Here is a 13,298-nt window from a genome sequence, read left to right on the forward strand (position 1 = left end):
GACGATCGTCAGGCGACGCTCTTGAGATCCTGCTGGATCGCGGCAAGCAGGGATTGCAGCGCCTCGCTGTTCACCGGCTTGGCCGCGCCAGAAGCAGGCTGACCATCGGATGGCTTGGCGGCCTTGACCGGACGTTTCGGCAAGGGCGGCGCAGGCGCGCGCATCGCGGGTTGCGCGGTCGCGCCCCCATCGTCCGCATGAACGAACTTGCCATGGATGACGTCGTCATGACGGCCCATGACGAACATGATCGCCCAATAACCGGCGGCCAACAGCATGACGCTGAAAACACTGATCTCTAACATCGCAACACCCAAAATATGCGCGATGATTCAATGCCTTCGCTCAGCCGTCAATGAACCACCGGTCACACCAGCAGCTTTTTGCCGGCAGGTGTGGCCGATCGGTCACTCTTTGTTAACCATGTCCGTGCCGGCGTGTGACGCCGGTGCAACCAGGCTTCGCAGCTAAGCCTTATCCGGCCCGACCCGGACGAGCTGCTTGCCGAAATTGGCGCCTTTGAGCAGCCCGATGAAGGCCCCGGGCGCGCTCTCCAGACCCTCGGTGACGAACTCCTTGTATTTCACCCGGCCGTCGCGGACCCAGGCCGACATGTCTTGCAGGAAGTCGCCATGGCGGGCGGCGAAGTCGGAGACGATGAAGCCGCGGAAGGTCAGGCGCTTGGTCAGGATCGCGCGCATCATGGACGCGGCCCATTTCGGCGGCTTGGCCTCGGTGTCGTTGTAATGAGCGATCAGGCCGCACACCGGCACGCGCGCGAACGGATTGAGCAACGGGAACACCGCCTCGAACACGGCGCCGCCGACATTCTCGAAATAGACGTCGACACCCCCAGGACAGGCGTCCTTCAGCTTCGCCGCGAGATCGGGATCGCGGTGATCGAGACAGGCATCAAAGCCGAGCTCCCTCACGACGAAGTCGCACTTGTCCTTGCCGCCGGCGATGCCGACTGCGCGTGCGCCCTTGATCTTGGCGATCTGGCCTACGGCCGAGCCGACCGCACCGGAGGCGCCGGCGACGACGACGGTCTCGCCCTCTTGCGGCTTGCCGATGTCGATCAGCCCCGTATACGCCGTCATGCCGGGCATGCCGAGCACGCCGACGGCCGTCGAGATCGGCGCGAGCTTTGGATCGACCTTTGCCAGTCCCTTGCCGTCGGAGATGGAGTGCGTCTGCCAGCCGGCGCGCGAGAGCACGATGTCGCCCTTGGCGAAGTTCGGATTGTTGGAGGCCGCGACCTCGCAGACCGTGCCGGCTTCCATCACCCCGTTCACCGGCACCGGCGTCGCATAGGACGGACCGTCGCTCATGCGCCCGCGCATATAGGGATCGAGCGATAGCCAGATCGTGCGCAGCAGGACTTCACCCTGCCCCGGCGTCGGGATCGCGAATTCCTCAATGCGGAAATCGGACGGCTTTGGCTCGCCGACGGGACGCGCGGCGAGAACGATGCGTTTGCCTTGGGACATGATGGCTTCCTCCGGAGTTTCTTTCGACGCGAACGGAAGCGGAGGGAGGTAGCTACGTCAATACCAAAGCGGTGGAGCTCGACGTTGCGTCATGCACTTCTCTCGTGTCCCGGACGCGCTGCAGCGCCCTTGCGCTGCTGCGCAGAGCCGGGACCCATCTCTCAGCGATCGAAACGCACTGGGCCCCGGCTCTGCAACGCACCGCTGAAGAAGCGCTGCGCTGCGTCCGGGGCACGAGAACGAGAACGGAGACTAACCTCCGCCCGGATAGTTCGGGGCTTCGCGCGTGATGGTGACGTCGTGGACGTGGCTTTCGCGCAGGCCTGCGCCGGTGATGCGGACGAACTGCGCCTTGGAATGCAGCTCGCTCAGGTCGCGCGCGCCGACATAGCCCATCGCGGCGCGAAGGCCGCCGGCGAGCTGGTGCATGACGTTGCCGACCGGACCCTTGTAGGGCACCTGGCCCTCGATGCCTTCGGGCACGAGCTTGAGCGTGTCCTTGATGTCCTGCTGGAAGTAGCGGTCGGCCGAGCCGCGCGCCATCGCGCCGACCGAGCCCATGCCGCGATAGGCCTTGTAGGAGCGGCCCTGCCACAAGAACACTTCACCGGGCGTCTCGTCGGTGCCCGCCAGCAGCGAGCCGACCATGGCGATATCGGCGCCGGCGGCAAGCGCCTTGGCCAGATCGCCGGAGAACTTGATGCCGCCGTCGGCGATGACGGGGATGTTCGACTTCTTCGCCGCTTCCACCGCATCCATGATCGCGGTGAGCTGCGGCACGCCGACGCCGGCGACGATACGCGTGGTGCAGATCGAGCCCGGGCCGATGCCGACCTTGATGCAATCGGCGCCCGAATCGATCAGGGCCTGCGTGCCCTCCGCCGTCGCAACGTTGCCGGCGACGACCTGCACCGAGTTGGACAGGCGCTTGATGCGGTTCACGGCGTGAAGCACGTGGCGGGAATGGCCGTGCGCGGTGTCGACGACGACGAGGTCGACGCCGGCATCGATCAACCGCTCGGTGCGCTCGAAGCCGGTATCGCCGACGGTAGTGGCGGCGGCGACGCGCAGGCGGCCCTGCGCGTCCTTGCAGGCGAGCGGATGGGCGACCGCCTTCTCCATGTCCTTGACGGTGATCAGGCCGACGCAGCGATACTGCTCGTCGACGACGAGCAGCTTTTCGATGCGGTGCTGATGCAGCATCCGCCTCGCTTCGTCCTGGCTGACATTCTCACGGACCGTGACGAGGTTTTCGTGCGTCATCAGTTCGGAGATTTTTTGCTGACGATTGGTCGCAAACCGCACGTCGCGGTTGGTGAGGATGCCGACCAGCTTGCCCGGCGTGGACTTGCCTGCGCCGGTGACGACGGGAATGCCGGAGATGCCGTGATCGCTCATCAGCTTCAGCGCATCGTCGAGCGTGGCATCGGGGCTGATGGTGAGCGGGTTCACCACCATGCCCGACTCGTATCGCTTGACCTGCCGGACCTGGGCGGCCTGCCCCTCGGGGTCGAAATTGCGATGTATGACGCCGATGCCGCCGGCCTGCGCCATGGCGATCGCCATGCGCGCCTCGGTCACAGTGTCCATGGCGGAGGCCATGATCGGAATGTTGAGCGGGATGGCGCGGGTGACGCGGGAGCGGATATCGACCTCGCCCGGCATGACGTCGGAGAGGCCCGGCTTCAACAGCACGTCATCGAATGTAAAGGCTTCGCGGATGCCTTGTTGCACCGTAGCCATGTGCCAACTCCTTCCTGCGGCCTTGCCGCAAATAGCTATGGATGAGCGCCGCCCTCGGCGTACCTTGCGGCAGCGCCGTCGAATCGGAGCCCATCAGTGGGGTTGACGCGGGTCGATAGCACGGTCGGGTGACGAATCAAAGCGATTCGGACCGCTGGCCAGCCATGCACAGGCTTTTTGGGCTAATTCAGCGGGGATAGCCCGGCGGCGACCCACCCGCCGTCATTCCGGGGCGCGACGAAGTCGCGAGCCCGGAATCCATCCCAGAGCGGTCTCTCGGCCCAATGGATTTCGGGCTAGCGCCAAGAAGGCGCGCTCCGGAATGACGAGAGGTCACACCGTCGTTGCGCAGGATTTAGGTGCCATGCGCTGATCCGCAATGGTCCCCGCTCGGTGGCGGTGATAAGCCGCAATTCCACCCGTCCTGCCATTTCAATTACCAATCCGTCATGGTCGACAAGCAACGCGTCATTCCGCTGATCGTGGCCACCGCCCTGTTCATGGAGAACATGGACTCGACGGTGATCGCCACCTCGCTGCCGGCGATCGCGGCCGACATCGGCACCAGCCCGCTGACGCTCAAGCTCGCGATCACGTCCTATTTGCTGTCGCTCGCGGTGTTCATCCCGGCGAGCGGCTGGACTGCTGACCGCTTTGGTGCGCGCCTGGTGTTTGCGATCGCTGTCGGGGTGTTCATGGTCGGCTCGGTCGGCTGCGCGCTCTCGACGTCGGTCACGGATTTCGTGTTCGCGCGCATCCTCCAGGGCATGGGCGGGGCAATGATGACGCCGGTCGGACGCCTCGTGCTGCTGCGCTCGGTCGACAAGAGCGCGCTGGTCAATGCGATGGCCTGGGTGACGGTCCCTGCCCTGATCGGTCCCGTGATCGGGCCGCCGCTCGGCGGCTTCATCACCACCTATGCGTCGTGGCACTGGATCTTCCTGATCAACATCCCGATCGGGCTGCTCGGCATCTTCATGGCCTTGCGCTTCATCGATCCCATCAAGAGCGAGGAGCGCGAGCCGTTCGATCTCTACGGCATGGTGCTCGCCGGAATCGGACTCGCCGGTATCGCGTTCGGGCTGTCGGTAGCCGGCCTCAATCTGCTGCCGTGGAGCACCGTCGTCGCCCTTGTCGTCGGCGGATCGATCTCGATGACGTTTTATGTGCTGCATGCAAGGCGGACGGGATCGCCGGTGCTGGACTTTTCGCTGCTGAAGCTGCCGACGCTACGCGCGGCCATTCTCGGCGGCTTCATGTTCCGGCTCGGCATCGGCGCGCTGCCGTTCCTGCTGCCGCTTTTGATGCAGATCGGCTTCGGCCTGTCGCCGTTCAAGTCCGGCCTCGTCACGTTCGGCTCCTCGCTCGGCGCCATGGGCATGAAGGCGCTGGCCGCGCGCATCATCCGCGCCTTCGGGTTCCGCAATCTGATGACGATGAATGCCATCATCAGCGCGGTTTTCCTCGCCGCCTGTGCGCTGTTCACGGTGACGACGCCGCTGCTCATCATCATGATCATCCTGGTGGTCGGCGGCTTCTTCCGCTCGCTGGAGTTTACCGCGATCAACACGGTCGCCTATGCCGAGGTCGAGACCATCCAGATGAGCCGCGCCACCACGCTCGTCAGCGTCAACCAGCAGCTGGCGGTCTCGGCCGGCGTCGCCGTCGGCGCCGCCTCGGTGGAGACGACGATGTGGCTCAGCCACGTCAATGAGCTCAACGCCAGCGTGTTCGCGCCGGCCTTCATCGTGGTCGCGCTGACCTCGGCGGCGTCGAGCTGGTTCTTCTGGCAGATGCCCGATGACGCCGGCCACGAAATCTCGGGCCGCAAGGCGGTGGAGATTTCCAGCCGCAAAGGCGCGGACAAGGGTGCGGCGAAAGCGGCCGTCAAGGCGGCGACCGAGGATACGCAGGACGTGCGGGATCAAAGGCTGGGGTAGCGGAAAGCAAGGTGTCGTCCGTCCTGCCCTCGACGTGATCTTCGCACGCCCGCGGAACAGCTGGGCATATGGATCGCCCCAGCCAACGCGATAGCCATGAGGCGGCCGCCACCAGAGCGCGCGGGTTCAATGAGAGGAACGCTCGTTTATCTTTGTGGCTCCTGTTGCTCGCGGACGGCGTGCACTTGCAACTTTTGCCCTTCGGCAATGTTGGCTCTCATTGAGAAAATGCTCATGGAGGAGCTTCAGATGAACACGAGGAAGAACAGGTTCCTGCTGACCACAGCAGTGCTGCTCGCCGGTGTCAGCCTGGCATCGGCCCAGGGCATGCGTGAAGGTGCCGGCGGTGGAATGAGCGGCGGCGGAACGAGTGGAGGCGGAATGAGCGGAGGCGCAGGCGCTGCGGAACACGGTCGATCCGGCGGCGGAATGCCGCAAGGTGCAGGTGGTGCTTCCCATAGCGAAGGCGCAGCTGGCACTTCCCACCGCGAAGGAATGACACAGGGCCGCGCAGGCGGCCGGGCCGAGGGTCCATCTGCGGCGCCATCGCGCACCGAGCGCAGTGAAGGAATGCGTGATAGCGGCACGGCCGACAGGAGCGAGCGTCAGACCATCGGTCAGGGGCGCAGCGATCGCGACGCTACACGTCAGTCCCAATCTGAAAACGAGAAGCGTGGCAAGGACCAAACGGTCGGCCAGAGCCGTAGCGAACCTGGCCATGCGCGTCAGTCCAAGTCCGATAGCGACAAGAGCGGACAGAAGGACCAGACCGTCGGACAGGGACGCAGCGACCGCGACCGCACGCGTCAGTCACAAGGTGCAGAACAGGGTAAGAGCACGACCACAGGCGCCAACACCAAGGACAATGTCCAAGGCAAGAACGCGCAGGGTCAGAACACGACGACGACCGGCGCCAACACCAAGAGCAACGCCCAAGGTCAGAACACACAAGGTCAGAACGCCCAGGGTCAGAGCACGACAACGACCGGCGCCAACATCAACCGCAACGTCCAAGGCCAGAGCCCGCAGCAGGATCAGGGCACGACGACCGGCGCCAACACTCAGGCCCCGGCCCCGGCCAACACTCAGGCGCAAGCCCAGGGTGGGACTACCCAGAGCCTGTCCGGCCGCGTGCAGGTAAACGCGCAGCAGCAGACCACACTGCAGCAGTCGGTGTTGAGCTCAAGCAACGTGGAGCGCGCGCGGGTCAACTTCAATTCCATCAACTTCGCCGTCAATCCTGGCGTGGTGGTGCCACGGAACATCTCCGTGGTCGCCGTCTCGGCATTCCCAGTGCTGATCGACATCTATCCGGACTATCGCGACGATAGCTTCTTCGTCGTGGATGACGAGATCGTCGTCCTCGACCGCAGTCGCCGGATCGTCGACACCATTCCCGCCGGCCCAAGGACACACTTTGCCCGGCGCGGCGGCCCGAGCGGCGGCGGTGCCAGCGTCGCGGCGCTGAATCTCAGCCCCGACGAGATCCGCGTTGTTCAACGGGTCCTGATTGAACGTGGCTTGCTGTCTGGCCAAGCAGACGGCGTCCTCGGGCCCGCTACGCGCGATGCGCTGATCACCTTCCAGAGACAGGAAGGCTTCCAGACCACTGGCTCGATCGATACCCGCACGGTCGCTGCACTTGGCGTATCCGACCAGATCCGCGCTACGCAGGGCCAATCGACGACCGTTGGTCAAGGCGCGACTGGCCAGGCGACGCAGCAGAACACAACCGAGCAGTCGACGCAGCAGAACACGACCGGTCAAACCACCGGTCAGACCAACGCGCCGGCGCAGCAGAACCAGACCACGGGCCAAGCCGGACAGAACCAGCCGTCCACTAGCGGCCAGGCCCAGCAGAACCAACCGGCGACGTCGGGTCAGGCAGCCACACAGCCGCCGCCGGGCCAGACCACCGGACAGGCCCCGGCTGAAAGCAACCAGTCCACCAACCAGCCTGGCGCCACGCAGAACACGCAGTCTGGACAAACCAACCAGAACAATGTCCCGCCGCCTTCGCAGTCGGGTCAGCCGGCTCAGAACCAACCCAGCCGGTAAGGCGCCCTCCCCGAGCCCCGCCCCTGGCGGGGCTCTTTTTGCGGCCTGTACGATGCTCAGGCGTTTGGCTGCCACTGCCGGACGATCGCTGCAACTCTGGTTGCCTCGGTACGTCTACCGCGCATCACGGACGGATCACGCGGTAGGGGTCCCGGCCTACGCCGCGACGACCGCTGAGTGTTGGGCTACGCCTTCGCCCCGCCCCGAAATCCCGTCGCCAGCACGTAGCGCTCCGAGGAATCCTGGCGGCTGGCGGCGGGCTTCACATGGCGCACGGTCGTAAAATCGCGCTTGAGCTGGGCGAGCAGATCGGCGTCCGCGCCGCTCTGGAACGTTTTCGCCAAGAACGCGCCGCCGGGCTTGAGCACGTCGCAGGCAAACGCCGCGGCGGTCTCGATCAGGCCGACGATGCGGAGCTGGTCGGTCTTGCGATGGCCGGTGGTGTTGGCGGCCATGTCGGACATCACGACGTCGGCGCCGCCGCCCAGCATGGCCTTGAGCTTGTCCGGCGCGTCATTCTCCATGAAGTCGAGCAGCGCGAAGTCGACGCCGGGAATCTCAGGCATCTCCAACAGATCGATTGCGACGACCTTGCCCTTGCCCTCGACGGAACCGACGCGCTTGGCCGCGATCTGGCTCCAGCCGCCGGGTGCAGCGCCAAGATCGACCACGGCCATGCCGGGTTTCAGCAGCCGAAACTTGTCGTCGATCTCCAAGAGCTTGAACGCCGCGCGCGAACGATAGCCCAGCGCCTTGGCCTTGACGACATAGGGATCGTTGAGCTGCCGCTCCAGCCAGAGCTTTGACGACAGCTTGCGCTTGCCGCCGGTCTTGACCTGGACGTGCAAGCGGCCGGTGGTGTCCTTGGCCATCACCAGCTCCTGAGCGCGCCGTCCTCGCGCATCATCTCGACCAGCATGCCCTCGCGCAGGCCCCGGTCGGCGACGCGCAGGCGCGGCAGCGGAAAGGCGCGGCGGATCGCATCGAGAATGGCGCAGCCGGCCAGCACGAGATCGGCGCGCTCGGCGCTGATGCAATTGTTGGCTGCGCGCTCCTCGTAGCTCATGCCGAGCAGCTTGCTGATGGTCGTGGTGACGTCGGCATCGTTCATCCAGATGCTGTCGATGCGGCGGCGATCGTAGCGCGCGAGGTTGAGATGAATGCCGGCGAGCGTCGTCACCGTGCCAGACGTACCCAAAAGATGCATGTCGGCGAGATCGCGGCCATGCTCTTGCGCAAACGGCGCCACGTGGCGGGCCACCTCCTGCTCCATCTGCGCGTAAATTTCCGGCGTGACGTCGCGGCCGCCGAACTGCTCGGCCAGCGTCACGACGCCGAAGGGAATCGACATCCACGCCTTGATGCGCGGCTCCGGATTCTCGCCGGCGGGATCGCGCTCGATCCGCACCAGCTCGGTCGAGCCGCCGCCGATGTCGAACAGGATGGAGCCGCGTCCCCTGTGATCGACCAGCGGCGAGCAGCCGAGCACGGCGAGCGCGGCCTCGGTCTCGCGGTCGATCACCTCGAGTTCGATGCCGGTCTCGGCCGAGACGCGGCTGCGAAAACCTTCCGCATTCGAGGCGGCACGGCAGGCTTCGGTGGCGATCAGCCGGAGCCGCCGCGCTTTGCGCAGGTTGATCTTGTCGCGGCAGATGCTGAGCGCAACGATGGCGCGCTCGATCGCGGCCTCGCTGATGCAGCCGGTTGCCGAGACGCCCTCGCCGAGCCGGATGATGCGCGAGAACGAATCGACCACGCGAAAGCCGTCGTGGGTCGGACAGGCGATCAGAAGCCTGCAATTGTTGGTTCCGAGGTCCAGCGCCGCGTAAACGCCGGTTCCCGGCGCTTGCGCGACGACGGCCGGTTCAGTGGCCAACGCCACCGCCGCCATCGACCCCTCCAGCTCACCGGGCAGCGCATGGCCGTCGCGGAGCCGCGTGTGGTCATTCATACAAACTGTCTTTCCGCGGCCCCTAAGGGCCGGTCTGGAATTGCTTTTTCGCCTGAAACATTAGCAGCGCGGCAGGTCTGCGCAACAACGCATCACATAGGACCATGCCCATTCGTGCGTTGTCGTGAACGGGTCCGTGGGCTATTTGGAGGGATCCGGTCCTCCAGGCGCCCCCAAACCGCGCAATCGCCGGCTTTTCAGGTCAATTCCATGCAAGAACACACCAAATCGTCTACGCTCGAAAACGCTATTGCACTGCAAAAATACGGCGTCGGGCAGCCAGTCCGCCGCAAGGAGGACGACACGCTGGTGCGCGGCAAGGGCCGCTACACCGACGATTTCAACCTGCCCGGCCAGGCCCATGCCGTGGTCGTCCGCTCGACCCATGCGCATGGCATCATTCGCGGCATCAAAATCGACGCCGCCAAGGCGCTGCCGGGCGTGCTGGGGGTGTGGACCGGCACCGACCTCAATGCCGCCGGCTATGGCCCCTTCACCTGCGGCCTGCCGCTGAAGAACCGCGATGGCTCGCCCCTGCTCCAGACCAACCGCCAGCCGCTGGCCACCGACAAGGTCCGCTTCGTCGGCGATCCCATCGCCTTCGTGGTGGCGGAGACGCTGGCCCAGGCGCGCGATGCGGCCGAGGCGGTCGAAGTCGACATCGACCCACTGCCAGCCGTGACGGATCCCGAGGAAGCCGCCAAGCCGGGCGCGCCGCAACTCTACGACCACATCCCGAACAATGTCGCGCTCGACTATCACTATGGCGACACGGACAAGGTCAACGCCGCCTTCGCCGGCGCCGCCCATGTGACCAGGCTCGACATCGAGAACACACGCGTAGCCGTGGTCTCGATGGAGCCGCGCGTGGGACTTGCCTCCTATGACAAGAAGGCCGAGCGCTACACCCTCCAGGTGCCGACGCAGGGGGTCGCGGGCAACCGCGCCAATCTCGCCAAGAACCTGAAGGTGCCGAACGAGAGGGTGCGCATTCTCACCGCCAATGTCGGCGGCTCCTTCGGCATGAAGAACATCAACTATCCCGAATACATGTGCATCCTGTACGCGGCCAAGGCACTCGGCCGTCCGGTGAAATGGCTCGACGAGCGCTCGACCAGCTTTCTCTCCGACAGCCACGGCCGCGCGCAAAAGATCCATGCCGAGCTCGCGCTCGACGCCGAGGGGCATTTCCTCGCCGCCAAACTCTCCGGCTACGGCAATCTCGGTGCCTATATCACCGGCGTCGCGCCGGGCCCGCTCTCGCTCAACACCGGCAAGAATTTTTCCAGCGTCTATCGCACGCCGCTGATGGCGGTCGACATCAAGACGGTGCTGACCAATACCACGCTGATGGGCGCCTATCGCGGCGCCGGACGGCCCGAGGCGAACTACTACATGGAGCGGCTGATCGACCGCGCCGCCGACGAGATGGGCATCAACCGCCTGACCTTGCGCAAGCGCAACTTCATCAAGCCGAACCAGATGCCGTTCCCGGCCTCCTCCGGCGTCACCTATGACAGCGGCGACTTCCAGGGGGTGTTCAACAAGGCGCTCGAAATCTCCGACCACGAGAATTTCGCCAAGCGCAAGAAGGAGAGCAAGAAGGCCGGCAAGCTCCGCGGCATCGCGGTCGGCTCCTATCTCGAGGTCACCGCGCCGCCGAGCCCCGAGCTCGGCAAGATCGTGTTCGACCCCGACGGCACCGTGCAGCTCATCACCGGCACGCTCGACTACGGTCAGGGCCATGCAACGCCATTCGCGCAGGTGCTGTGCGAGCAGCTCGGTGTTCCCTTCGAGAGCGTCAAGCTGGTGCAGGGCGACAGCGACATCGTCCACACCGGCAGCGGCACCGGCGGCTCGCGCTCGATCACCGCGACCGGCATGGCGATCGTGGGCGCCGCCAAGCTCGTGATCGAGAAGGGCAAGCGCGCCGCGGCGCACATGCTGGAAGCCTCCGAGGCGGACATCGAATTCGAAGGCGGCAGCTTCACCATCGCTGGCACCGATCGCAGCATCGACATCATGGAGCTCGCCAAACGCCTGCATGACGGCAAAGTGCCGGAGGGCGTGCCCGATACGCTCGACGTCGACCACACCAGCGAGCCGGTGCCGTCGGCATTCCCGAACGGCTGTCACGTCGCCGAGGTCGAGATCGATCCCGACACCGGCGTGGTGCAGATCGTCCGCTACAGCGCCGTCAACGATTTCGGCACGGTGATCAACCCGATGCTGGTCGCAGGTCAGCTCCATGGCGGCGTCGTGCAGGGCATTGGCCAGGCGCTGATGGAGCAGGTCCGCTACGACGAGAGTGGCCAGCCGATCACGGGCTCGCTGATGGACTATGCGCTGCCGCGTGCGGAGGACGTGCCGAACATGACAGTCGGCGACCATCCGGTGCCAGCGACGACCAATCCGCTCGGCAGCAAGGGCTGCGGCGAAGCCGGCTGCGCCGGCAGCATGTCGACGGTGGTGAATGCGGTGGTCGATGCCCTCTCCGACTATGGCATCAAGCACATCGACATGCCGCTGACGCCCGAGCGGGTGTGGCGGGCGATCCAGGATGCGAAGGGGACGGCGTAAGGGACGCCCTCTCCGTCGTCATGGCCGGGCTTATCCACGCCTTCATTCGCCGGCCCAAGAACGTGGATGCCCGGGACAAGCCCGGGGCATGACGATGTGGTGGCGACGTGCCCCTTCCGACCGCCTACGCCGCCGCCTGCTCGCGCGGCTGGTAGATCGCGATGTGCTGGCAGTGCGCGAGCGGTGTCGTGCCGTTGCCGACGACGAGCGCGTCGAGCTCGACGAAGCGGTGGCCCTTCTTCTCATAGTTCGCAGTCACCTTGGCTCGTGCAATGATCTCGTCACCGGCGCGCGCGGCTTCGAGCAGCTGCATGCGGCTGCCGACATGGATCCACGGGCCCAGGATCGTATTGTCCACCAGCACACGGTTCATGACCCGCTGGATCAGACCGGGATGGCCAAGTCCCTCGCGCGCGAAAATCGGATCGGTTTCCCTGATGTCGGCGAGATAGTCAGCGGCCGCCTGACCAATCCAACGGCGGGGCTCGGTGCCAAGCCATTTGTCTGTCTCGAACGTCGCCGGGCTGACCGGCTTGCGCTCGGCCACGGCCGGCACCTCGACATAATCGTTCAACGAGAACGCGGGCACCGTCGCCGGCAACGAGGCCGTTCCCGTGGCGCACAGCTCGCCTCGACTGAACACCTCGATCGTCAGCACGTCGTTGTGCTCAGTCGCATCGACATCCGCCGTCTCACCGTCATAGACCGGCTTAGTGAAGCGCGCCTCGACCAGCCCGCGCGCAAGGAAATCGCGGCCCCAGCGCGCCACCGGCACATGCATCATGTAGGCGAAGACATCGACGCCCGGGACCAGCCCGCCGGAAAAGCCGAAGCGCCGCGCCACCGTGTCGTCATGCATCTTGTTTTCGGATTGCTTGGCGGTGTTGTAGGCCTCGACGCGGTAGGTTTCGAGCCGGTTCGGCATGGGGTTTTCCCTGAATTCTTGTTGTTTCGGCGCCGATCGTAGGCCGCCGGGAACCACGGTCAATCCCCCTCGCCTTTGCAGCCCGAATGGGGTACCACGCGGCGAATGACTGATACCCCCACCCGCATCTATGTCGACGCCGACGCCTGTCCCGTGAAGGACGAGATCTACCGCGTCGCGCTCCGGCATGGCGTGCCCGTGAGCGTGGTCGCCGGCAATTTCATCCGCGTGCCGCAGGATCCCCTGATCGAGCGCATCGCCGCAGGCGCCGGCATGGACGCGGCTGACGACTGGATCGCGGAACGAGCCAAGCCAGGCGACGTCGTCGTCACCTCCGACATTCCGCTCGCCAGCCGCTGCGTCAAGGCAGGCGCCGACGTGATCGCGTCGAACGGAAAACCGTTCACGGAAGAGTCGATCGGGATGACTTTGGCGGTGCGCAATCTGATGACGGATCTGCGCTCGGCGGGCGAAGTCACCGGCGGCCCGCGATCGTTCGCACCGCGCGACCGCTCGACATTCCTCGCGGCGCTCGACCAGGCGCTGCGCCGGATCCAGCGCCGCCGCACCGACCAGGCCATGGAGAGCCAGAATTCGAGTCAAGGCTAGTC

The 13,298-nt window shown here is 65.4% G+C and carries 10 protein-coding genes; 4 read left to right on the forward strand and 6 right to left on the reverse strand.

Annotated features, from left to right (window positions below; all coding sequences use genetic code 11):
• Positions 1-8: 8 nt before the first annotated feature.
• The 3 genes from FXV83_RS09455 to guaB form a co-directional block, all read right to left on the reverse strand.
• The gene (locus FXV83_RS09455) at positions 9-305 is read right to left on the reverse strand and encodes a hypothetical protein (protein WP_148738910.1); all 297 of its coding nucleotides are present in this window, start codon (positions 303-305) and stop codon (positions 9-11) included.
• A gap of 162 nt (positions 306-467) precedes the next feature.
• Positions 468-1,490: an NADP-dependent oxidoreductase gene (locus tag FXV83_RS09460; protein ID WP_148738911.1), complete on the reverse strand. Its 1,023-nt coding sequence runs from the start codon at positions 1,488-1,490 to the stop codon at positions 468-470.
• 252 nt (positions 1,491-1,742) lie between these two features.
• Entirely contained in the window at positions 1,743-3,233 is a 1,491-nt protein-coding gene (gene guaB, locus FXV83_RS09470) for an IMP dehydrogenase (protein ID WP_148738912.1), read from the reverse strand.
• Positions 3,234-3,682: 449 nt separating this feature from the next.
• On the opposite strand from guaB, the gene FXV83_RS09475 reads away from it, so the two are divergent.
• Positions 3,683-5,173 carry an MFS transporter gene (locus FXV83_RS09475; protein WP_148738913.1) on the forward strand — a complete coding sequence of 497 codons (1,491 nt, stop codon included), beginning with the start codon at positions 3,683-3,685 and terminating at the stop codon, positions 5,171-5,173.
• Positions 5,174-5,422: 249 nt separating this feature from the next.
• Positions 5,423-7,231 carry a peptidoglycan-binding protein gene (locus tag FXV83_RS09480; protein ID WP_148738914.1) on the forward strand — a complete coding sequence of 603 codons (1,809 nt, stop codon included), beginning with the start codon at positions 5,423-5,425 and terminating at the stop codon, positions 7,229-7,231.
• 185 nt (positions 7,232-7,416) lie between these two features.
• Here FXV83_RS09480 and FXV83_RS09485 read toward each other — a convergent pair whose 3' ends face one another.
• The gene (locus FXV83_RS09485) at positions 7,417-8,103 is read right to left on the reverse strand and encodes an RlmE family RNA methyltransferase (protein ID WP_148738915.1); all 687 of its coding nucleotides are present in this window, start codon (positions 8,101-8,103) and stop codon (positions 7,417-7,419) included.
• Positions 8,103-9,182: a Ppx/GppA phosphatase family protein gene (locus FXV83_RS09490; protein ID WP_148738916.1), complete on the reverse strand. Its 1,080-nt coding sequence runs from the start codon at positions 9,180-9,182 to the stop codon at positions 8,103-8,105. Before FXV83_RS09490 ends, FXV83_RS09485 begins: the two co-directional genes overlap by 1 nt.
• A gap of 210 nt (positions 9,183-9,392) precedes the next feature.
• Here FXV83_RS09490 and FXV83_RS09495 point away from each other — a divergent pair, with 210 nt between their 5' ends.
• On the forward strand, positions 9,393-11,762 hold the full coding sequence (locus FXV83_RS09495; RefSeq protein WP_148738917.1) for a xanthine dehydrogenase family protein molybdopterin-binding subunit: 2,370 nt from the start codon (positions 9,393-9,395) through the stop codon (positions 11,760-11,762).
• Between the two features lie 124 nt (positions 11,763-11,886).
• Here the strand turns inward: FXV83_RS09495 and FXV83_RS09500 are convergent, their stop codons facing one another.
• Positions 11,887-12,687: a hotdog family protein gene (locus FXV83_RS09500; protein WP_148738918.1), complete on the reverse strand. Its 801-nt coding sequence runs from the start codon at positions 12,685-12,687 to the stop codon at positions 11,887-11,889.
• A 105-nt stretch (positions 12,688-12,792) separates the two neighbouring features.
• Here FXV83_RS09500 and FXV83_RS09505 point away from each other — a divergent pair, with 105 nt between their 5' ends.
• Positions 12,793-13,296, forward strand: coding sequence for a YaiI/YqxD family protein (locus FXV83_RS09505; RefSeq protein ID WP_148738919.1), 504 nt, complete (start codon positions 12,793-12,795; stop codon positions 13,294-13,296).
• Positions 13,297-13,298: the final 2 nt, after the last annotated feature.

Origin of the sequence: Bradyrhizobium hipponense (assembly GCF_008123965.1) — a bacterium.
GTDB classification, from domain to species: domain Bacteria; phylum Pseudomonadota; class Alphaproteobacteria; order Rhizobiales; family Xanthobacteraceae; genus Bradyrhizobium; species Bradyrhizobium hipponense.